At 37.2% G+C, this 24,235-nt stretch carries 16 protein-coding genes; 5 read left to right on the forward strand and 11 right to left on the reverse strand.

What is annotated here, in order from left to right; genetic code table 11:
• Positions 1–111: 111 nt before the first annotated feature.
• The 4 genes from C8D70_RS02755 to C8D70_RS02770 all read right to left on the reverse strand — a co-directional run bounded on the left by C8D70_RS02755 (position 112) and on the right by C8D70_RS02770 (position 6,412).
• Positions 112–3,300 carry an efflux RND transporter permease subunit gene (locus C8D70_RS02755; RefSeq protein ID WP_110366298.1) on the reverse strand — a complete coding sequence of 1,063 codons (3,189 nt, stop codon included), beginning with the start codon at positions 3,298–3,300 and terminating at the stop codon, positions 112–114.
• A gap of 7 nt (positions 3,301–3,307) precedes the next feature.
• The gene (locus C8D70_RS02760; RefSeq protein WP_076597779.1) at positions 3,308–4,369 is read right to left on the reverse strand and encodes an efflux RND transporter periplasmic adaptor subunit; all 1,062 of its coding nucleotides are present in this window, start codon (positions 4,367–4,369) and stop codon (positions 3,308–3,310) included.
• A gap of 9 nt (positions 4,370–4,378) precedes the next feature.
• Positions 4,379–5,731: a TolC family protein gene (locus C8D70_RS02765; RefSeq protein ID WP_076597780.1), complete on the reverse strand. Its 1,353-nt coding sequence runs from the start codon at positions 5,729–5,731 to the stop codon at positions 4,379–4,381.
• Between the two features lie 87 nt (positions 5,732–5,818).
• Entirely contained in the window at positions 5,819–6,412 is a 594-nt protein-coding gene (locus C8D70_RS02770; protein WP_076597781.1) for a TetR/AcrR family transcriptional regulator, read from the reverse strand.
• A gap of 178 nt (positions 6,413–6,590) precedes the next feature.
• On the opposite strand from C8D70_RS02770, the gene C8D70_RS02775 reads away from it, so the two are divergent.
• Complete coding sequence (locus C8D70_RS02775) at positions 6,591–10,499, forward strand: T9SS type B sorting domain-containing protein (protein WP_110366299.1); 3,909 nt, start codon at positions 6,591–6,593, stop codon at positions 10,497–10,499.
• A gap of 41 nt (positions 10,500–10,540) precedes the next feature.
• Here the strand turns inward: C8D70_RS02775 and C8D70_RS02780 are convergent, their stop codons facing one another.
• The 7 genes from C8D70_RS02780 to recQ form a co-directional block, all read right to left on the reverse strand.
• Positions 10,541–11,365, reverse strand: a complete 825-nt coding sequence (locus C8D70_RS02780) for a S1 RNA-binding domain-containing protein (RefSeq protein ID WP_076597783.1) — start codon at positions 11,363–11,365, stop codon at positions 10,541–10,543.
• Between the two features lie 195 nt (positions 11,366–11,560).
• On the reverse strand, positions 11,561–12,427 hold the full coding sequence (locus C8D70_RS02785; RefSeq protein ID WP_110366300.1) for a DUF4476 domain-containing protein: 867 nt from the start codon (positions 12,425–12,427) through the stop codon (positions 11,561–11,563).
• 121 nt (positions 12,428–12,548) lie between these two features.
• Entirely contained in the window at positions 12,549–13,952 is a 1,404-nt protein-coding gene (gene lpdA / locus C8D70_RS02790; RefSeq protein ID WP_110366301.1) for a dihydrolipoyl dehydrogenase, read from the reverse strand.
• 119 nt (positions 13,953–14,071) lie between these two features.
• Positions 14,072–14,398: a hypothetical protein gene (locus C8D70_RS02795; RefSeq protein WP_076597786.1), complete on the reverse strand. Its 327-nt coding sequence runs from the start codon at positions 14,396–14,398 to the stop codon at positions 14,072–14,074.
• Between the two features lie 57 nt (positions 14,399–14,455).
• On the reverse strand, positions 14,456–14,806 hold the full coding sequence (locus C8D70_RS02800) for a hypothetical protein (RefSeq protein ID WP_110366302.1): 351 nt from the start codon (positions 14,804–14,806) through the stop codon (positions 14,456–14,458).
• A 76-nt stretch (positions 14,807–14,882) separates the two neighbouring features.
• On the reverse strand, positions 14,883–15,968 hold the full coding sequence (locus C8D70_RS02805; RefSeq protein ID WP_076597788.1) for a glycosyltransferase: 1,086 nt from the start codon (positions 15,966–15,968) through the stop codon (positions 14,883–14,885).
• A 212-nt stretch (positions 15,969–16,180) separates the two neighbouring features.
• On the reverse strand, positions 16,181–18,385 hold the full coding sequence (gene recQ / locus C8D70_RS02810) for a DNA helicase RecQ (RefSeq protein WP_076597789.1): 2,205 nt from the start codon (positions 18,383–18,385) through the stop codon (positions 16,181–16,183).
• A gap of 158 nt (positions 18,386–18,543) precedes the next feature.
• Between recQ and C8D70_RS02815 the strand changes: the two genes are divergently transcribed.
• The 4 genes from C8D70_RS02815 (at position 18,544) to C8D70_RS02830 (ending at position 24,179) form a co-directional block, all read left to right on the forward strand.
• Positions 18,544–19,503, forward strand: coding sequence for an SIS domain-containing protein (locus C8D70_RS02815; protein WP_110366303.1), 960 nt, complete (start codon positions 18,544–18,546; stop codon positions 19,501–19,503).
• 69 nt (positions 19,504–19,572) lie between these two features.
• On the forward strand, positions 19,573–20,100 hold the full coding sequence (locus tag C8D70_RS02820; RefSeq protein WP_110366304.1) for a hypothetical protein: 528 nt from the start codon (positions 19,573–19,575) through the stop codon (positions 20,098–20,100).
• A gap of 68 nt (positions 20,101–20,168) precedes the next feature.
• Positions 20,169–20,996 carry a twin-arginine translocase subunit TatC gene (gene tatC / locus C8D70_RS02825; RefSeq protein WP_181416085.1) on the forward strand — a complete coding sequence of 276 codons (828 nt, stop codon included), beginning with the start codon at positions 20,169–20,171 and terminating at the stop codon, positions 20,994–20,996.
• Between the two features lie 222 nt (positions 20,997–21,218).
• Positions 21,219–24,179, forward strand: coding sequence for a reprolysin-like metallopeptidase (locus C8D70_RS02830; RefSeq protein WP_110366306.1), 2,961 nt, complete (start codon positions 21,219–21,221; stop codon positions 24,177–24,179).
• Positions 24,180–24,235 lie beyond the last annotated feature (56 nt).

Below are 24,235 nucleotides of genomic sequence, written 5' to 3' on the forward strand. Positions count from 1 at the left end.
TCATCCAATGGCTTTAGCCAAAACCTATATAACTCAATTTTAAATCATCAAATATCAACAAAAAAGCGCCTCAGAAAATCTGAGGCGCTTTCGGTTAATTAAAGGTTTAATTTATTTGTCTAAATGCTTCGGAGTAAATCCGTCTTCATTCAGTTCTCTGTGTACGTAATCTGCTTTCATTTCAGCTTCGTAGTCTACTTTAGTATCTTTACCCATTCTTCTTAGAACAGAGTCAAATAGAGAGTATACTACCGGTACAATGATCAATGTAAGGAATAGTGATGATGTTAAACCACCAATTACTACCCATGCAAGACCTTTGTTCATCTCAGCTCCGGCACCTGTTGCCAATGCGATCGGTAACATACCGAAGATCATCGCAATGGTGGTCATCAGGATCGGACGAAGACGGGCGTGATTGGCTTGTACCAAAGCATCGTGGGTATTGGCACCTGCAGCCTTTCTTGCATTCGTAAAGTCAACAATAAGGATCGCATTCTTCGCTACCAGACCAATCAACATGATCATCCCCAGCATGGTGAAAATATTCAGTGAGTTGGCTGTTAAGGCAAGGATTACCATTACTCCGATCATTGCTAACGGAATTGAGAACAATACCACGAAAGGATAGACGAAACTGTCATATAGGGAAACCATTACCAGGTACACCAATACGATAGCTGCCAATAATGCAATTCCCAATGTACCGAAACCTTCCTGCTGATTTTCCATATCTCCACTCCAGATGTAATCTACACCCACAGGTTTTTTAGTGCTGTTCATGAACTGATTCGCCCACTCATTGGCTACGTCACCAACAGGTCTACCAACAGCTTTTGCTCTTACTTTTACGGAAGGAGATTTGTCTCTACGTTCCAGCAAACTTGGCCCTGAACCCATTTCCACATTAGCAAACTGGCTCAAACGAACCTGCTGTCCCTGAGGGTTTGTAAACATAAGGTTTTTCACATCATCAATAGATTGTCTGTTTACATCTCCGAAACGGATATTGATATCATATTCATATTCCCCGGCTCTGAATTTTCCGTCTGTATTTCCGTTGAATGCTGTCTGCATCGTCTGTCCTACGCTTGAAAGGTTTAAACCTAAAGCAGACATTTTATCTCTGTCGATACTTACCTGAACTTCAGGGCTACCTGTATCAGTTGACAATTCGGCATCTACTGCTCCCGGAACTTTTTTCAATAGTTCAAGGATTCTCGTTGCTTCTTTTACTGCTGTAGCGTTATCAGGACCTGTCACCACCATTTCAATAGGAGCATTTTCAGCACCCATAATACCGATTGGAGCTGTTTTAAACTCAACTCCTGTGAATTTCTCCTCTAACAGTCTTTTTATTTTTGCAGCTTTGATGTTGGTACTTTCTGTACGCTCAGACTTATCTGTTAAGTTCACCTGAACCTCAGACTGGTAAGTGGTTGCCTGAGCACCCCCAAAACCTGTAGACTGCTGTCCGACTGTTGTAATAAGATCTACAACATCTTTATCGTTTCTTAAGAATTTTTCAACTTCTAATGTTAATTGGTTTGTCTTTTCAACGGTTGCATCTTTTGACAATTCCATTTGTACTAAGAACTGACCACGGTCAATTGGCGGGAAGAACTCTCCTCCAATAAATCCGAATACTACCAGCAAGAATGAACTGATTAAAACAATAAATGTGATCACTACTGTTGAGATTCTTCTTAATGTAGTTTTCAGACACCATTCAAGGATTCCTGTGATCCAGTGGGTAAATTTCTCAATTAATCCTTCAAACCAAAGAATGAATTTCTCAAACCAGTTTTTACCTGTTAAATGTTCCAGTTTACCGAATCTTGATGATAACCAAGGAATGATGGTAAATGAAGCCAATAAGGATAACAAGGTGGCAATAACTACCGTGACGCAGAACTGGGCAAGGATGTTGGCTACAAGACCTGAACTCATCGCGATCGGTAAGAATACCACCACAATTACCAGGGTAATCGCAGCAACGGTAAATCCGATCTCTGAAGCTCCGTCATATGCTGCTCTGATCTTACTTTTACCCATCTCCATGTGACGGTAAATGTTTTCCAGAACTACAATTGCGTCATCCACCAGGATACCTACCACAAGGGATAGTCCCAGTAAACTCATCAGGTTCAAAGTATATCCCATCAGGTTCATTCCGATGAAGGCTGCCACCAATGAAGCCGGGATAGAAACCATTACAATAAAGGCGTTTCTGATACTGTGAAGGAATAACAACATTACAATCGCCACGAGGATAATCGCTAAGAATAAGTCGAAAATAACGTGGTTTGCAGATTCAAGGGTAAATTCTGTGGTATCGTTTACGATTTTTACTTTTACTCCCTGAACTTTGTATGCATCTTCTACAGTTTTGATGGTTTTCTGAACACTTTCAGATACTGCTACCGCATTTGCATCAGATTGTTTTTTAACCTGCATTAAAATAGTCGGAAACTGGTTGAATCTCGCTACTTTTTCAACATCTTTCTGAGAGTCAAAAACTGTTGCGATATCTGATAAACGTACCTGTGCACCGTTTTTATTGGAAACAACAAGGTTATTCATTTCCTCCGTAGATTTATACTTTCCTGAAAGTCTGATCGTAGATTTTGTAGTTCTCGTTTTCAAACTTCCTGTAGGGAAATCAAGGTTTGATGAAAGAATGGCCTGTTGTACATCTCCAATTGAAAGCCCGTACCCCTGTAATTTTTTCTCATCAAGATTTACCTGAATTTCTCTCTCCTGTCCACCTACAAGGTCAACCTGAGCCACACCGTTTACACGAGAGAAAATAGGTTCAATCTTTTTATCCAATAAGTCGTACAGGTCTTTACTGTTCAGCTTATCAGATGAAATACTCATCGTGATAATAGGTAAGTCATCTAAAGAGAATTTGTTCAGAGACGGTGCTTTTACATCTTCCGGAAGGTCTGCCAGAATAGCATTCACCTTTCTCTGTGCATCATTTAAAGCGTAATCTACATCGGCTCCGTCGTTCAGCTGAACCATGATTACGGATAAACTTTCGTATGAAGAAGATTCTACTTTTTTAACGTTTTCCAAAGAACCTACGGCATCTTCAATCTTTCGGGTTACGGATGTTTCCACCTCTGCAGGTGAAGCTCCCGGATATACCGTAGAAATGGTTACCATGTTGGTTTCAAACTTCGGAATCAATTCGTATCCCATGAGCGTATAACTCAGGATACCTCCCAGCGTCAGAATTGTAAATAATACAATTACCAGCGAGGGTCTTTTAATGGATATTTCTGCTAACTTCATCGATCTGCTACTTTATAATGTTCACTTTAGATCCGTTGTCCAGATTGATCTGTCCGCTGGTAACTACCTGCTCACCTCCATTCAATCCGCTTAAAACCTGAACTTTATCTCCGTAAACTTTTCCAATGGTTACTTTGATCAATTTAGCAACTCCATTCTGAACAACGAATAATTGTCCTGAGCTTACTCCATTTACAAACGCTTCTGCAGGAACGGTCAGCATATTCTGAGTTTCTGCGCCGTTGTTTGTACTGAATTTAGCAGTTGCATACATACCAGCCTTAAGGTTTCCTCTGTTCTGTACTTCAATTTCAACAGGGAAATTCAGAGATGCATCACTTTTAGGAGCAATGAAAGTAATTCTACCTACGAAAGAATCTTCAGGCAAAACATTTACTTTAATCGGAACTTCCTGACCTAGCTGGATTTTTCCAATCTGGCTTTCATCTACTAAAACAGAAAGTTTCAGACTGTTGATATTAACGATTTCAAACATTGACGTTCCAGGAGAAACGACTGTTCCAGGTTCAACCATTTTCTTATTGATTGTACCGCTGATTCCTGCACGGATGCTTGTATCATTTACTTTTACTCCCTGAGCTTTTACTGCAGCCTGAGCATTTTTAAGCTGTAATCTTGAGTTATCAAGCTGCTGTTTTGTAACACCTCCTGTCTTGTATGCGTTTTCATAGCGCTGGTTATCAATAATAGCATTCTGCAGATTGTTCTGAGCCTGGGTAACATCCACCTCGATAGCATCTTTTTTGATCGTTGCCAAAACCTGCCCTGCTCCTACCCTTGAACCTTCTTTTACCAAAACGCTTACGATACGTCCTGAGATTTCAGAAGACTGGTTCATTTCCTGCTTAGGAATAAAAGTACCGTTGGCTGAGTAGTCTGTATCAATATTTTCTCTTGTAACGGTTACAATATTAACATTGATTTTATCCACCTGCTTCGCAACTTCTTTTACTTCCTGCGTCTGTTTTTCTTTGTTACCAGCAATCTTGTAAGCGGCTAACCCTACCAGTACAGCTGCTACGATGATATATATTAAAGTTTTTTTCATTTTAGTTTATTATAAGTTTTGTAGTGTGTTTAGTTCACCCTTAGCTTTTATCAGCTTGATCTCTGCCTGCTTGTAATCTAACAGTGCATTAGAATAGTTCTGTTTTGCTTGTGTCAAAGCATTTTCAGAATCCAGTACCTCTGTAAGGGTTGCCAGGCCATACTGGTAGTTAGACTGAGTATTTTTCTGAACTCTTTCTGCCAATCCTACATTATCTTTCATGCTTTCGATATTAATTAATGCATTTTCCATATTGGTAACTGCATTTTTATAATCTAAACTTAAGCTCAACTGAGTGTTTTCAATATCAACATCAAGATCCTTAATATCAATTTCTGCCTGGTTGATCTTCGCTTTTGTAGCTCCTCCCGTGAAAATAGGAATATTTACATTCAAACCAATTGCTGAGTAATCGCTCCAAAGAACGCCTCTGCTAAGACCATTGGTCAAAGGGAATTTTGCTCCGTTTGCTCCCCATCCGTAGTTTGCTGTAAGATTTACTGAGGGATAAAGATAAGCTTCAGTCGCTTTTTTATTAAAAACCAAAAGTTCCCTGTTTTTATTTAAAACTTTAAGTTCTGTACGGTTATTAAGATCTACATTGCTCGCAATCAGCTCAGGCTTTGGTTCGATTTGTTTTTCTTCAAGCTCGATATCTGTAGAAATCGGGATTCCCATATAAAACTTCAGAGCATTTTTTGAAAGTTCAACAGAGTTGATTAAGGTCTGCTTATTGGAACCAATATTGGTAAGCTGAACATTTGTTCTGTCTAAATCGATTGATTTGGCCAAACCGTTATCAACCAGACTTTTAATAACATTTCTTACTTTTTCAGTATTGGCATAGCTGGCTGTTACCGTTTTAAGATTTTCCTCCTGTACAAACACCTGATAATAAGCTGTTGCCACATTTTCAATAATCTGTTCATTGGTTAACTGAGCATTCAGTACATAGAATTCTCTTGTTGATTTTGCCGCTTTAAGTCCAGTAAATACTCTTTGGTCAAAAATAGCCTGCTGAAGCTGTACAGAAGCTGTTGATCCCCAGGGCTGCCCAAACTGTGCTCTGATTTTCTCACCTCCAAATTCCAGCAAAGATTCCTGAATAATCGGATTATAGGTTAAACCTGCTGTTGCACTGACCTGTGGAAGTGCACCGGCTCTGGCTTCATCAATCTTGTATTCGGCTTTTTTGACCTGTAAAGCAGCTTTTTTAGCTTCTGCCTTATTTTGAAGTGCCTGTTTTATTGCTTCCTGCAGGGAAACCTGCTGCTGGGCAGACATCAGTGTAGAGCCGAAAATCATAAATGCTGAAGCTATCCCAATTTTTAGCTTTGTAGCAGTTATACGTTTTCTATTCATAATTTTATACTTCGTTTATTTTTTATTTAATTTTCATTCATTATTTATTTCTAAATGACGAATCATTTTCAGAAATACTTTAGTTTTTTAATTTTTAAACAACATATTGATAATGATCTCTCTTCTTTCAGAAATAATCTTATCATATTCTTCATCATTAATCAATAAATTCTCCATAAATAATGGTCTTACAGCACTTGGGAATACCAGCAGCGAAACCATATTCAGAATAAACTGAACGGGTGCCATTTTCTCAATATTTCCCAATTCCATTTCCTTTTCAATATCCTTGTACATATCATTCAGGATATCCTCTTCGATTTCTCTGTGATGGCAAGTTCCTTTATTGATCTGTGATACGATATATGTTTCCAGATAAGGATACTGAAGGCTTGTAGAAAGGCTGCTTTCTATGAACTTGCTGATCTTCTCTTTAAAAGGAAGAGCTGAATTCTGAATGATCTTCGATTTTTCCTGCTCTACTCTTTGCGCTTCATCAAAGATGATCTGGATAAGCTTATCCCTTGAACGGAAATAGTAATTAATAAGCGTTCTATTCACTCCTGCTTCATCTGCAATCTCCTGCGTAGTAGCATCAAATTTTCCTTTCACAAAGAATAAATTCTTCGCTGTCTCCTTGATCAATTCCTGTGTTTGGTCTTTTTTTGCTTGATTTGACATTTTTGTTAAACAAATTTGTGCAAATTTATAGTAAAAATTATTTTTGACAAAATTGTTAAACAAAAAAATTAAACAGAATTGTTATGATATCCATCAGGTTTAGGAATGAAAGTTTGCGATTACTTATTATTTAATAAGTGAGCTATTTTTATATCTTTGCCGCAAAAATTAATAACTGATGAAGAAAATTCTTTCGTTGTTCTCATTTTTGAGCACGATACTTCTATTTTCGCAGAAAAAAATTTCTGAAAACAAATCCTATTATTTTTATGAAAATAAAGGCCAGATTGCAGATCAGGACGGGAAGATAAATAAAGATGTACAATACCTTTTCCATTCCAACGGCCTTAATGTACAGCTTAGAACCGGAGGATTTTCTTATGATATTTACGAAGTAAAGAAAGGCAGCAATCCTGATTTTTCAAAAAAGGAAAAAAATGCGCTTCCAGTACCAAATCAGTATCATACCGGTGAATATATTTATGAAAAACTGATTCACAGGGTAGATATTGATCTCGTTAATTCCAATACCCAGTCAACAATTATTGCAGAGGGTAAATCTCCGGATTATGACAACTATTATAACCTTCCTGATCATCCAAAAGGCATTAGTAATGTTCACCGATATCAAAAGATCCGCTATAAGAATATATATCCTCATATAGATTTGGTATTCTTTAAACCTAACGACACTCTAAAACCTATCGAATATAATTTCATCATTAGTCCTGGCGGAAAGATTTCAGACATAAAAATGAAATTTAATGGTGCTCCCACTTTAATAAAAAATGGAAAGCTCACCATGAATGTGCGTTTTGGGGAAATCCATGAAAATATCCCTAACAGCTGGATTGCGGGAAATACCAAAGAAAACATTGATATTTCTTTTAAGGATCTTGGTAACCAGACTTTTGGATTTGCCTCTCCCATAAACCATTCCGACAAGACCATGGTAATAGATCCCGTACCCACAAGAATATGGGGAAGCTACGCGGGAGGATACGGAGAAGATTATGGTAGAATAAAAACAGATCTTCAGAGTACGGGCTATGTTTTCGGAACGACTACCAGTACCACCAATTTTGCTACTTCCGGTACCTATCAGCAAAATGTCGCCGGCGCTCTTGATGCATTCCTGATGAAAGTGACCAAAACCGGGCAAAGGCTTTGGGGAACTTACTATGGTTTTGGAATGAATGATGGATTTGCAGATGTAGATTTTGATGAAAGTTTTAATATTTATGCAGGCGGAACCGTTCAAAGAGCACCATATAATGAAAATATCGTTTTGGTAAAGTTTAATAATAACGGGAGTTTTGTTTTTGAAAAAGAGTTTTCTTCAAGCAGACAGGATAAACTCTATACTGTTTCCTACAATCAAAATCATGTATACATTGGTGGTGATTCTTTCAGCGCTGATTTTCCAACCGTTAGTGCCATGCAGCCTGCAAAATCAACATCAATAGGGTATACTGACGGCATTCTGGCATCTCTGAATTCAACAACAGGCAGTGTAGATTGGGCTACTTACTTTGGAAGAAGTGATGGTTCTACTTCCATTTTTCAAATTCTCTCCTCAAGCGATAACCTTGAAATAATTGGAGCAACACAATCTTCTACAATTCCTATGATCAATGCTTTCCAACCATTAAAAGGTGGGGAATCAGACGGACTATACCTTAAAATTTCAAAATCAGGAACTGCTATTCTGAGATCAAGCTATTATGGAAACAGCGGTTCGGAACAAGTATGGAAAGCCAGAATTGTAAATAATACTCTCATTCTTCCGGGAAGATATTCTACTGCAGCTTTTCCAACGGGACAGCCTGGAATTTGGAGGGTAAATTTAACTACGAATTCTATTAACAAAAGCTATTTTAACTTTACAGGCTCTTTCCAGCTATTGGCATATCCTGATACTAACGGAAACGTTTTCTTTACAGGCCTGCATTCCAGCGGACAACCAGACATCTCTACTCCGGGAGCCTATATGGGAATGCCCGCAATGTATATTTCTACATTTTTAATTAAATACAATCAGAATGATGTAAAAGAATGGGGAACTTATTATACAGGGAATGGTGCAACGCAACAGGGTGAGGTAACAAAAGATGATGAAGGTGCCATTTATTTGACAGGCATGTCAAGTGGAAATTCAGCGGGTATTGCAACACCAGGAACCTTTCAGCAGTCGCCCGGTGGTGGAAATGATATTTTCATTGCTAAATTTCAGGATTGTACCTCTGCAGCGGTTGTTACTTCTAATTCTCCCGTATGCCCTAATGGTACAATCCAACTCAACGCTACCGGAGGAACTGTATATAACTGGACCGGGCCAAATGGCTTCACATCCAATGAGCAAAACCCTACTATTCCGAATGCGACAGCAACTCAGGCAGGATTATATATATGCCAGGTTTCAGGATCAGGTGCTTGTGACGGGACTTTTACAGTAAACGTGATTATAGACGACAATACTGCTCCGGTTCCTGACATTACTCTGCTGGCAGACATTACAGGAGACTGCCATACTACGGTTACTACTATTCCTACCGCTACTGATAACTGCGCCGGAACAATTACTGCAACAACAACAGACCCTTTATCTTATTCAATCCCTGGAAACTATATCATCCACTGGACTTATAACGACGGAAATGGTAATACAACGACTCAAAATCAAAATGTAATTGTATTATCTCCTTCTCTCCCTACAACTGCAAATCCTCAGCAAACCTTCTGCGCTACAAATAATCCTAAGATTTCAGACCTCCAGATCACAGGACAGAACATTAAATGGTACGATGCAGCGGGAAATGTTTTATCTGCTGCTGCAGCTCTTATCAATGGACAAACCTATTATGCATCTCAAACTATTAATGGCTGTGAAAGTAATAAAACAGCGGTTCAGATAACAGTAAATAATACACCTAAACCGACAGGAAATATAAATCAGGATTTCTGTGCTTCTTCCAATCCTACACTAGAAAAACTTGTGGTAACAGGAACTGCTCTTAAATTTTATAATGCAGCAGGAAATGTAATCCCAATATCAACTCCTCTGGTAAGCGGACAAATCTATTATGTAACGCAAATTTTAAATAACTGTGAATCTGAAAAACTGGCAATAACAGTAACTCTGTCTACTGATAATGTTCCTGCAAAAGACGTTACACAGGTACAATGTAATACGACTACTTCCAATTCTATGGTGGTTAATCTTCACTCTTATGAAGCAACTATTATTAATAATCCAGGGAATTATATTTTCACTTATACTGATACTGCAGGAAATCCTATTTCTAATCCTTCAGCTTATGTGTTAAATGTTGGAACAATACTTATTCACGTAAGAGTTGCGACGCCTGACGGATGTTTCAAAGTGGTGAGATTAAGTCTTACTCTAAATCCAAAACCTTTAGTTCAACTTCCTGATAAACTTGATTTTTGCGAAGGAAAGTCCGTTCTAATGGATGCAGGACCAGGATTTAAATCATATGAATGGAATACCGGGGCAACTACTCAAACCATTACTGTATCGGCTCCGGGAACATATACAGTGAAAGTAACCAACATTTTTGGATGTGAAAGTACAAGTTCTACCCAGGTGAGTTATTCTGTTTTAGCGCATATTGTTTCTGTGAATATTACAAACAATACTGCGACAGTGATCCTTTCTCAGAGTGGAAATTATGAGTTTTCTTTAGATAATTTCACATGGCAGGATTCCAATATTTTCACCAATTTAAATATGGGAGAATATACGGTATATGTGAGAACAAAATCGGGATGTATTATTGGACAGAAAAACTTCTCGATATTCAATATTCCGAACGCAATCAGCCCCAACGGCGATGGCATCAATGATACATGGAGAATCGCAGGATTGGAAAATTATCCGGGAACAGAGGTAAGTTTATATGACAGAAGAGGTGCTGTAATCTACAAAGAGACTATCAAAAAGAATCCTTTCCAGTGGGACGGAAAATATGAATCGAATCCTATTTCTACAGGAAATTACTGGTATACGATCAAAGTTTCTGACGGAAGAATCTACAACGGATGGCTTCTGATTAAGAACAGGTAGTAAAACAAAAAACGAGCAGAAATTTCTGCTCGTTTTTTAGTTTATAATAATTTGATTTTATCGTCTGAGATATCGATGATCTTATCTTTATAAAGTCCTCCGATTGCTTTCTTGAAGTTTTTCTTACTCATCTGAAGTTCATCTTTAATCTCTTCAGGTGAAGACTTATCTGAGACATAGAGAAGTCCATAATTTTCTTCCAGTTTGTTCAGAATCTTTTGTTTGAACTCATCAATATTTTCAAAACCTTCAGGCTGTAAAGAAATATCTATTTTTCCGTCTTCACGAATGGTTTTGATATACCCTGTTTCCTCTGATAGCGGATATAGCTTTTTGAAAACATCGGAAGCGTAGATCAAACCAATGTATTCTTTGTTGATGATCACATTCCAGCCCAGCTCACTTTCATTCATCATAATCAGGTCTACTTTGTCACCTTTTTTGAAAGGAAGGTCATCATACTGAGGATTTCTCTTAAACTTGGTAGTTCCGGTGATCAATTCCATATCTTCGTCCACATAGATATACACCAGATATCTTTTTCCTTCGATGATTTTTGTTTTCTGCTGTTTGTAAGGGATAAATAAATCTTTAATGATTCCCCAATCCATAAAAGCTCCGCTTGGAAGACTTTGTACACAGCTCATTACCGCAAATTCACCTACTTCAGCCAATGGAATTTCGGTAGTAGCTTTCAATTTATCATCATCCTGATATACAAAAACTTCAACCTCCTCACCGATTTCTTTTTCATCCTGAATAAAGATTTTTGGCAGAAAAGCCTTTTCACCGGATTCATCCACAAGGATCCATCCTGAATTAATTTTTTCTGAAATTGTTAAAGTCTGAGTTTTTCCGAGTTGCATGATGATAAAATTAGCTGACAAAGGTACGGAAATTTGAAGATGCTAACCTAGTCAATAATGTTATAATTCTTTTACGGTCTTCATAAAACCAGTGATACAATGAAAACATTTCGTTTTTAAAAAGATATGTTTTGGCTGAAGCCAATAGATTGGATGCTAAAAAATAAACGGGCTTTAGCCTATTTTTATTAAATATTATAATTTCGAAACATATTCCATCAGTTCACGCCTGCTGCTTTCAAAATCAAAGGCATCAGTTACCACAATATAATGCTCTCTGTCTACACAGTTACGGTAGATAGATTTAGCTAACGCGAGCTTCTTATCATCAAAGCGTATTGCTTTCACCAAATCTCTTATTTGTGCAGAAGTAAACATTGAAACACGCATCTGTTGATGAATCATCGTTAGTTTACCGTCATCAAACCTTTCATTTTGCATCATCGTATCAAAAAAGTGGCGGAAAGAATTGTCATCCATTGCATTTCCATTATAATACCCTCCTCCTGGCTGATTTCCGTAAGGATTGTTCCATACATCATTCCAGTCATTAAATCCATATTGATTTTGTACAGGGTAAGAATCCAGAAGATACAACCCTTCATTGGTGAAAAAATCCAGAACCATTCTGTTATTGTTTCGAACCATCAGTGTTGTTCTGTAGATCAGAAAACCATTATCATATATGGAGATAGGTATTCTCCCTGACGACAGATCAAAGAATCTGTATTTACCGGAACCATTTGCCATCATCTGATCACCGACTTCAACGGTAAAAAAGCCCTGTTCAGGAATTCTCAGAAAAACTTCTGCATAACCGTAGTTTCTGTTCCATTGATAATTGGGATTTTTTATTCTATTTTCATTTCCACTTCTCTGAGGAATTGGAGTATTTCCAGATCTCGGCTGGTTAAAAGTTTTATTTCTTTCATCCGGACTTTTAGAGGTTCTCATTTCTGTGGCTGAAGCTTCATTTTTTAATAATTCTCCTGCTTTTCCCGCTTCCTGTGCCCATGAACTGATTCCCGCCAAAAGCATCCCACTGATAAAAATCTTTTTCATACATGAAATTTTCAAAAACCATCTCCATTTTCATGCCAAAAGCAGTACAAAAAAGGCTGCTTCCATAAGAAACAGCCTTTAATTTTTTAATATTTAAATGATTAAATCTTTTAATCAAATATTACATATGGATAGGTCTTTTTGCTGTAGCATCCAATGCAGCTTCTTTAATAGCTTCTGCATAGGTTGGGTGAGCGTGAGAACTTCTTGCAATATCTTCAGCACTTGCACGGAATTCCATAGCAATTACTCCTTCAGCAATAAGGTCAGCAGCTCTTGCTCCTACGATGTGCATTCCTAAAACCTCATCTGTTTTTTCGTCTGCAATAATCTTAACAAGACCGTCAACATCACCACTTGCACGGCTTCTTCCTAATGCTCTCATTGGGAAAGATCCTACTTTGTACGCTACACCTTCTTCTTTCAGCTGCTCTTCAGTTTTACCCACTCCTGCAACTTCCGGCCATGTATAAACAACACCAGGAATCAGGTTATAATTGATGTGAGGTTTTTGTCCAGCTAAAGTTTCAGCAACGAAAACTCCTTCTTCTTCAGCTTTGTGAGCAAGCATTGCTCCTTTGATAACGTCACCGATCGCATAGATATTAGCAACATTAGTCTGTAAGTGGTCGTTTACTTTCACTCTTCCTCTTTCGTCAAGCTCTACACCTGCTTTTTCAAGACCAAGGCCGTCTGTGTAAGGCTTTCTACCTACAGAAACCAAACAGTAATCTCCTTCTACTACTACTTCTTCTCCTTTTTTATCTTTAGCAGTGATCTTTACGGTATCTCCGTTTCTTTCAACCGCAGAAACTGCAGTAGAAAGCATAAACTTCATTCCTTGTTTTTTAAGAACTTTAGTCAATTCTTTGCTTAAAGCTCCATCCATTCCAGGGATGATTTTATCCATAAATTCAACAACCGTTACCTGTGCTCCTAATCTTAGGTAAACAGAACCTAGTTCAAGACCGATAACTCCACCTCCGATTACTACTAAATGTTTTGGAATTTCTTTAAGGTTTAAAGCTTCCGTAGAAGTAATCACTCTTTCTTTATCTAAAGAGATGAAAGGCAGTGTAGAGGGTTTAGAACCAGTTGCAATGATGGTATATTTAGATTCGATGGTTTCAGAAGAACCGTCGTTTTTTGTCACTTTAATCTGAGTAGCAGATTCGAAGCTTCCTACTCCTTCAAAAACAGTAATCTGATTTTTGTTCATCAGATAGCTGATTCCGTCTGTATTCTGCTTAATTACTTCGTTTTTACGCTCGATCATTCTTGCGATATCCGCTTGCGGCTCATTGATGATGATTCCGTGACCTGCAAAATTGTGCTTTGCATTTTCGAAATGCTCAGAGCTGTCAAGAAGCGCTTTTGACGGAATACATCCAACGTTAAGACAAGTTCCGCCTAAAGTTGAATATTTTTCAATAATTGCTGTTTTGAAACCTAATTGTGCTGCACGGATAGCAGCAACATAACCACCGGGACCAGAACCTATTACGGTAACATCGAATTGACTCATGTTATTGTATGAATTTGTTTATTATTATCTATCTTAATTCTCACAAATTTACATATAAATTACCAAGCACCAAAGTGAGTTTTATCAATTTTATTGAATTTTAGATTTTAAAAAAACTTTTATCTATTGGCTTTTATCCAGATAATCACCGCTAAAAAAATTAAAATCATCCCCATTTTGATTCCTCCCAAAACCATCATCATTATCCCTGAAAAAATAACGATAATTCCTGCTATATATAACATGATACTGATAACAGAACGATATTTATTTTTTTTCTTTAACATCTCCTGTTTATCAGTATGAATACCTTTCATTACTTCATCTACATCCTGTTGATTGTAGCCTTCCTGAAGTATTAATCGATAAATATATTTTTCGCTATAATTTTCAGCCAGATAAGTATTGTATTTATTAAATATTTCTCTCTTCAATTCGTCCTTCATGGTTAAAATAGGATTAATTAGTAAAAGTAATTTTTTTATATATTCATTTTCCAGAAATTACAGATCTATATTCAATTTTCCCTGTCCAAATTCGCCTGTACTTTCAAAAAATGAACCTCCATACACATACCATTCAAGACTTTCAAGATAATCCGCTGCATTTTCCGGGGTTATTTGTGGACGGTCTTTTTTCGAAACGATTCCTTTGTACCATCTTCCTGATTGGGAAAAGCTTTCATATTCCACAAAATAATGAATCCAAATTCTTTGGCACAACTTGCACTGCTGAATCTTTACTTCTCCATATCTTCCGTTGGTATGATCAATTCCTAATTCCGAACTTCTATACTCTGTATAGCTGGAGTTCGGTTTCTCACAGGCGCATCCTAATTTTTGGATTTTATTCATGAATGAAAAAATTGGTTTTCAGATAAAATTTATAGCTCCAAAAGTAAGAAATTAACACCCTATAAAGCAAATGGGGTTATGAAGGTTTGATCAAATCCAGTAAAACCTTTTCATATTTATCAAGAATAATATTCTTTGAGAACCTTGATTTAATGGAGTTTTTTATAGCATCCCGATTATAATTGCTCTGAAGTATTCTTACAATCTCCTGAGCAAATCTGTCATGATTCTCAATGTCTGCAATTTCTCCGTTTACATTATGCTGAATAATCTCATTGATTCCTCCTGGACAGTTGTTAGCTAAAGAATAAGTTCCGCAGGCACCTGCTTCCAGAAGAACATTGGGAAAACCTTCGTATCGTGAAGAAAGCACAAATAAATCCGCATATTTCAGATACTGGTACGGATTTTCCTGTCTGCCATGGAAAATAACTTTTTTTAATCCTAAGAGTTCTTTGGTCTGAAGGAGCAGGTCTTTATCTTTTCCGTCACCTAAAATATGAAGCATGATGTTTTCATTTTTAAGCCTTGAAAAAACCTTCAACAGGTTATCAAATCCTTTTCTGGAAGATAAATTGCCAATTGCAACTACATTTTTATAATTGTATTTGTAGCATTCGGGTTTTACGGACAAAGCCATTTTATCTTCAATGAAATCAAAGTCTACAGGATTATTGATCTTGACAATTTTTTTCTTTTTAATATTAAAATTATCAACAAGATCCTTCATCATATCATCACTTTGAGCAATGATTCTCTGATAGTTATTGTAAAAATTATAGAAAAACTTAATCTCTTTGCGGGTTACATGCTGTGTAACAACATTGGTTTCCCTTGCAATGAATTTTGTTCTTGGAAACAGTTTTATAAATAAGGATAAATAAGCATTCACTTCCCCAAAACCGGAGAATACAATATCAGGTTTTCTTCTATAGATTTCTCCTAAAATAGGTTTTAATGAATGTCTTATTCTTTCGGTATTGATATCGATAATTTCGACATCTTTTTTCAGGAAATTCAAATATCCGCCTTGTTTACGTAACAGCAATATCTTAGGCTCAAACCGATCTCTGGAAAGATGATTCGCTATAGTAGTAACAATCCTTTCTGCACCCCCGGTTTCTAAATCCGGCAGAATAAATATGACAGATATCTTTTTCATCAATGTAAAGTTAGTAAAAAGTTTAGTTATCTTTCAAATGTTACAAGGATGAAAATACCTGTTTTGATGGTAATTAACAGAAATTAACTAAGCTTTAAATTTAATTTGACTTATTATATTTACCATTCAGTTAAAACGCTATAAAAACAAAGTAAGTTCTTCTACTGAAAAACTTACTTATATAATGTATATTCTAAAAATATCTTGTCGTTTTAGTTGGCTACGTCACTGATAAATTTTATTCTCAGCATTCTTACTTCTTCATCAGACAATTCATCCCCGAATTCATCCAGCAATACTTTCATGCTGTCACTTTCAGATTCGTTCATGAATTCCATGAAGCCGTCTACGATGTCTTCATCAAAATTATCTTCAATATAGTAGTCGATATTCAGTTTTGTTCCCTGATAAACGATCCTTTCCATCTCTTTCAGAAGTTCATCCATAGAAAGGTTTTTAGCTCTTGCTATATCTTCAAGATCAATTTTTTTATCGGTACTCTGGATGATAAAAACTTTATGGCTTGATTTATTGGCCACCTGTTTCAGGACCATATCCTGAGTACGTTCGATATTGTTATCTTCTACGTATGTTTTGATATAGTCTGCGAATTCTTTACCGTATTTTTTTGCCTTACCTTCCCCTACTCCGTAGATTTTGGTAATTTCATCTACCGTAATCGGATACTGAACGGTCATATCCTCCAAACTTGGATCCATAAATACGGTGTATGGCGGGATTCCGTGTTTTTTGGCTACTTTCTTTCTCAGTTCTTTCAACAGGTTAAAAAGTTTCTGATCCAGACCTCCTCCTGCCTGCTGCTGTACCTGATCGCTCTCAGCTTTTGCCTGAGTAAGATCAAATTCTCTGTCTTCAGCAATTAAAAAGATGTCTTTAGATTTACCATTCAGGACACTTCTTCCTTTCTCGGTAATTTTTAAAACTCCGTAGGTTTCAATATCTTTTTGTAAAAAATTCTGAACAGTTGCCTGTCTCAAAATGGTTTTCCAGTAGTTATCTTTTTCGTCTTTCCCAAAACCAAAATGCGAACTTTGCTCAAGTTTATAGGATTTTGTCACTGCATTTTCTTTTCCTACAATGACGGATATCAGATCTTTTGACTTGAATTTTTCCCCTGTATCATTAATCAGTTCCAATGACTTTTTTAAATCAGCCGTTGCATCCTTCAATTTTGGCGGATTGGATGAGTTGTCACACATCTTCGCTCCGTTTCCGTTCACAGGATCGAAACTTTCTCCAAAATAGTATAGAATGTATTGTCTTCTGCTCATTGAAGTTTCAGCATATCCTACCACTTCATTCAAAAGCTGTAATCCGATTTCTCTTTCTGAAACAGGTTTTTGAGCCAGGAATTTCTCCAGTTTTTCAATATCTTTCGGATCATAGAATGCAAGACAGTGACCTTCGCCTCCGTCTCTTCCTGCTCTTCCTGTTTCCTGATAGTAGCTTTCCAGTGATTTCGGGAAGTCATAATGAATGACAAAACGTACATCCGGTTTATCAATTCCCATCCCAAAGGCAATAGTTGCCACAATTACATCTACTTCTTCCATCAGGAATTTATCCTGATTTGCGACTCTCACTTTTTGGTCAAGACCGGCATGATAAGGAAGGGCGTTGATCCCGTTTACCTGCAGAAGCTGGGCAAATTCTTCAACTTTTCTACGGCTCAGGCAGTAAACAATTCCTGATTTTCCTTTATGCTGATTAATGAATTTAACAATTTCCTTATCTACATTAATTTTAGGGCATACTTCATAATAGAGATTAGGACGGTTGAAACTTTCTTTAAACACCAATGCATTGGTCATTCCTAAAGTTTTCTGGATATCATCCTGAACCTTAGGAGTTGCAGTAGCCGTTAAAGCAATCACCGGTACATTGGCGATTTTGTCTATAATCTGTTTCAGATTCCTGTATTCCGGTCTGAAATCATGTCCCCACTCTGAAATACAGTGGGCCTCGTCGATAGCAAAGAAAGAAATTTTCACTTCTTTCAAAAAATCCAGGTAATCATCTTTAATTAATGATTCAGGAGCTACATACAGAAGTTTGGTTTTGCCGCTTTTTATGTCGTCAAAAACCTGTTTGGTCTGCGTTTTGTTTAATGATGAATTTAGTACATGTGCTACCCCATCATCGGATGAAAGGCCGTTTACAGCATCTACCTGATTTTTCATCAACGCTATCAGGGGCGAAACTACTATTGCCGTACCTTCCGAAATAAGAGCCGGAAGCTGGTAACATAATGATTTTCCGCCACCTGTGGGCATTAAAACAAATATATCCTTCCCATTCAATAGGTTATCTATAATTTGTTCCTGCTGGCCCTTAAATGTAGAAAACCCAAAATACTTTTTCAATTCGCCTGATAAATTGGCTTTTTTTGCGCTCATCTAATTTTCTATTGCTAAATTTGCATGTCACCCAAAGTTATAAAAATTCTGCTTAAAATAAAAGCGAACGAATTTATAAAAAATAAAATTTATATTAAATATTCTTTTTAAAATATAACGTTTTTTAGGAACTTTTTTGTATACCTTATCATCGTAAAATGGATAGAACCAATATTATATCAATTGCAAAAAGCACTTTAGAAATAGAAATTTCTGAACTAGAAAAATTAAAAAACAGAATTGATGGCCAGTTTGCCCATGCTGTAGAGATCATTCACTCAGCAAAAGGGAAGCTCATTGTAGTAGGAATTGGAAAATCTGCCCATGTGGGTAACAAAATCGTAGCTACCTTAAATTCTACGGGTACGCCTTCTCAGTTTTTACATGCTTCGGAAGCTATTCATGGTGATCTTGGAGTGATTCAGAAGCAGGATGTGGTTCTGTGCATCTCGAATTCCGGAAATTCTCCTGAAATTGCGAATCTGGTTCCTTATTTAAAGGATTATTCTTCTGCCTTAATTGGAATGACCGGAAATAAAACCAGTAAACTGGCTGAGTTTTCACAAGTGATTCTTGATACCCATGTAGACATCGAAGCCTGCCCGAATAAACTGGCCCCCACAAGTTCTACAACGATACAAATGGCGTTGGGAGATGCTTTGGCTGTTGCTTTAATGGAGCTGAATGATTTCAAAGCTAATGATTTTGCCAAATTTCATCCCGGAGGAAGCTTAGGAAAAAACCTGACTTCCAGAGTGGAACAGTTTTTATCTTCCCAAAAACCTCAGGTTACGGAAGATTCTTCAATAAGAGATGTCATTATTTCCATCAGTGCCTCAAGTCATGGAATTACAGTGGTAACCAATGGAGACGAGATTATTGGCGTTATTACAGATGGAGATTTAAGAAGGATGCTGATGAAAGGAGAAGATATCAGTACGGTATCTGCTAAAGATATTATGTCTGCCCGTCCGAGAACGATTGAAAAAGAAGCTCTTGCTAAAGAAGCCATGAAAATTCTGAAGGAAAATAATATCGGCCAGCTTGTTGTAACGGAAAACGGAAAGTATTTCGGAATTATCGATCTGCATAAACTGCTAGACGAAGGGATCAACTAGCGTTCAAATAATACATTTCAGACATTATACCTTCAGATCAGCATTTTAATTAAATATTTTTAAGGTATTATGATGATTATTCTTTATTTACTGATTCTATTTCCTATATTTTTGAAAAAATATCTTGACTATCAGGATTCACAAAGGAATAGAGTGTATCATACGCCGTCGGAATCTGATCATACTCCTGAATATTCTACTCATGATAGAAATCTGTACTATGATCAAAAAAGCCAGGATTATTTTAACCGTTTCATACGATGTCTGATCTTCTGTACTTATGATGATAAAAAATTCAATTCTGTTGCAGACTGTCTGTCTCTGACAGATATCGGAGATGATTTACGTATATTTTCAGACAGGGAAGAAATAGAATCATTATTCAGAAATAATTTCATCAGCGAACCGCTGAGACCGAAAATAGCAGATTTTAAAAAGATTACTGATGAAGTGGATGAAGAAGAATGGTATTTCGAATCAATAGATCTTAGTAATGATGAAAGGTGGAAAAAAATCAACGCAACAGCAGAAGACGTTTTAACAGAAATGAATATTAAAGAAAGGGATTTTGATTTTGATTTATATGTCCCCCGATAATTTTAGAATCCAACAACGGTCATTTAACTAAATATTTCATAAGTTTGCACTTTAAAAATTTTTATTCTGTGAGTGATGGTAAAGACATGTCCTTTCTTGGACATATAGGAGAATTAAGAGGGCATCTGATCCGTTCGATTATTGCTATCATAATTGCGGCATTTGTGGTTGGTTTTAATATCAACTGGATTATGGACCATATCTTTTTTGGGCCTACCAGAAATGATTTCCCGACTTTCAGAGTTGTTAATCATTTTTCAAGAATGATTTTAGGAGAAGACAGTATTCATCTTCCCAAGGACTTCCCTGTTCGTGTACAAAGGTTATATCAGCAGTTTAATGTAATGATGGCTGTTTCAATTTTTGGAGGAATGGTGGCTGCATTTCCATATATTGTTTGGGAACTGTGGCGTTTTATTGGCCCAGCTTTACATCCGAGAGAGAGAAAAAATTCGATTTATATTATTAATGCGGTATGGATTCTTTTCATGACCGGAGTATTATGCGGTTATTTCCTAATCCTTCCGTTTGCGGTTAATTTCGGAGTTATTTTTAAGATCTCAGATATTATCGTTCCGCTTTATGATTTAAGTGATTATACCACTTTATTTTTACAGGTGGTTTTGGGTATGGGTGTTATTTTCCTTTTCCCGATTCTGATCTACTTCCTTACCAGCATCGGAATTCTTACCCCTATGTTTATGAAAACTTACCGCCGTCATGCTATTGTTTTGATTATGGTAGTGGCTGCAATTATTACTCCGGCAGACGTTTTAAGTATGCTGATGGCTGCATTACCGCTGCTTATCTTATATGAGTTCAGTATTATGATGTGTACATTCACTTATAAAAAAGTACAGAAGAGCAACGGAAATCTTCCTGCAGTACAGAAATAAACACTATTTTTACTTATAAAAGCTTAGGCGCTATCATTCTGTTGAATAGTAGCGTTTTTTGTTTAAAAAATTAACAATAATCATATTTACTATTAATATAATTTAAAAAACGATAAAATTCAACTAAAATTATAAAGTTCAGAACAATTAACACTCTCTTATTAATAAAATTTACAAAAAAACACACTATATTTAAAAACTTCAACAACAATCAATAAAAATATGAAAAAGAAAATTATTTTTGTCTGTGCATTAGCTTTAAGTCTTAGCGGTTTACAGGCACAGCGCTGGGAACCAGTCTCGGAAAAAGTTACGCAGGTAAGAAAAGAAGTAAAAGTAGAATATGCCTACAAATTTGATCTTTCTGCACTAAGAAATCAATTAAAAAACGCTCCTGAAGCAGGAAAAGGAGGCAATGCTGTCATCGTTTCTATCCCTACAGCAGACGGAAGAATTGAAAGATTTTCAGTGTATAGTTCGCCAGTAGTAGAAAAATCTATGGCAGACAGATATGAATTGGGAGCATACGCCGGTATCGGGCTGGATAATCCACATAAGCAAATCCGCTTCAGTACAGCACCTAATGATTTCCAATCTATGACATTCGATACTGATTCAGGAAAATATGAATTCATAGAACCCATCAATAAAGAAAAGGATGTATATGGAGTCTTTTTTAAATCCAATAAATCTCATGAAGACCCTTTCGAATGCAGAACTGCTGAACCTGAGAAGGTAAAGAAAGAAATGAATAAGCTTCTCAAAACAAAAAATGTTTTGAAGGGGCTAGGTAACGTTAATAAAAGTAATGAACAAAAATACAGAACCTACAGAATTGCCATCTCGGTCAATGGTGAATATACACAGCTTGCCGGAAGTGTTCCTCTGGCAGCTGCCCGTATTAATGCTACAATGAACCGTGTAAACGGTGTTTTCGAAAAAGATTTCGGAATCCACATGATTGTACAGGATCTTCCGCAACTTATATTTACAGATCCAGCAACTGACCCTTATTCAAATGTAATTGCCAATGCAAATGGTACCTACAGTGCTCCAGGAGCATGGAATCTGCAGCTTCAGCAAACTCTTACCAATACTGCAGGTGTAGGTAACGCGGCATATGATATAGGGCATTTCTTTGGCCACAGAGGGGGTGGCGGAAGTGCCGGAGATGTAGGAAATGTCTGCAGAAACCCGGCAAGCAACAATGATGCAACTTCCAAGGGTGCGGGAATCACTTCGCCTTCTACTCCAGATCAGCCTTTCGGAGATAATTATGACATTGATTTTGTAGCTCACGAAATTGGCCACCAGTTTGGTGCAGCACACACTATGTCTATCCTTTTACATGGTGCTCACATGGAGCCGGGATCAGGATCTTCAATTATGGGATATGCCGGTATTACCAACTATAATGTTCAGATGCATTCTGATGCATATTTTCATACCAAAAATATTGAAGAAGTAGGCGCATATGTTAATGCTCAGGACTGTGGAACTATTACCGCAGTAGCGAATACTCCTCCTTCGATACAGCCAATGGTCAATAAAATGATCCCTAAAGGAACAGCTTTCGTATTAACAGCTTCTGCAACCGATGCACAAAATGATCCGATGACTTATACCTGGGAACAATATGATCTGGCAACTTCTGCCTTTGGGCCAGTAAGTGCAACCAGAAATAATGGCGCGAATTTCAGATCTCTGATGCCTACAAACTCGCCTACCCGTTACTTCCCTAAATTCACAAATGTTCTTAATGGTACTCTTACGAGTGCTGCAGATTGGGAAACAGTATCCAATATCCCTAGGACAATGAATTTCAAGGTAACGGTGAGAGATAATAACCCGGATGCTGCGCAACAACAGACACAGAGCAGCCTGATGAAAGTGGATATAGGAAATGAAGGACCTTTCAAAGTGACATCAACTACTGTTTACAATAATACACCGGGAGCTGTTACGTGGGATGTGGTAAACACCAATAATGCTCCGTATAATGTTCAGAACGTTAAAATTGATTATACTACAGACAACGGAACTACATGGACGGTTATTACTCCATCTACAGCGAATGACGGATCTGAGCCGTTTTCTTTCTCTTCTTTGGCAACAGGTGCCAGTGTAAAAATAAGAGTAAGTGCCATTGATAATGTCTTCTATGCTGTTGGGAATGCTACCGTATCTGCATCTGCAAGTGCTTGCACAACATCTGCTCCGACAGGTATTACAGTAACTGGTATTACAAGAACTTCGGCATCTGTAAACTGGAACGCATTAGTAGGAGCAACGTATTCTGTAATGTATAGAAAAGTAGGAACAGCAACATGGACTACAGTACCTGTTTCAACAAATGCTTATAACATTTCAGGGCTTACTGAAGCCACTCAATATGAAGTACAGGTAGCCAATGTTTGCAGTGCATCGGTTGGTTCTTATTCAGCATCAACAAATTTCACAACCTCTTCATTTGCTAAGTGTTCAATAACCGGAACAAATGCCGCTGATGAGTATATTTCCAATGTTACAGTAACTGGTGCCGGAATGAACCCTGTTTCAAACAGCAGCAGTAATACTCCTTACACAGACTATACTACAGATCCTTCGAAACTGATTACCCTTATGTCCGGATCTACAGGGAATAATGTAAGTATAACCAAAGGATGGACAGGTGCTCAGTATAATGACGGAGTAACAGCATGGATAGATTTTAACAAAGACGGAGTATTCTCTTCTTCTGAAGTCATCTACACCAGCGCAGCTAATACCATATCACCTGTTTCCGGAACATTCTCCGTACCGGCAGATGCTTATACCGGAGGAAACGTCATTATGAGAGTTGTATTGGGATATGAAAGCCAGCCAAGCAGCGGATGCAGTAACCAGCAATATGGTGAGGTTGAGGATTATCCGGTGCTGATCCAGCAGCAGCTTTCTACCAGTGAAACAGTGAAAGATAAGAACTCAATCCAGATCTACCCTAACCCGGCAAGCGATGTATTGAATGTCACTGAAATTTCATCTAAAGCTCAGTTTATCATTACGAATATGGCAGGTCAGAAAGTAATGAACGGACAGATTAATGATAATAAGATCTCTGTTTCAAAATTAACGACAGGAACTTATATTATTTCCATTGAAGATAAAGGAACGACTTCAAATCTGAAATTCATCAAAAAATAAAACCTAACTTTTTTACAGCCCGGCAATGACCGGGCTTTTTTTATGTCTTTTTTAAA

Origin of the sequence: Chryseobacterium sp. CBTAP 102 (assembly GCF_003201365.1) — a bacterium.
GTDB lineage: Bacteria > Bacteroidota > Bacteroidia > Flavobacteriales > Weeksellaceae > Chryseobacterium > Chryseobacterium candidae.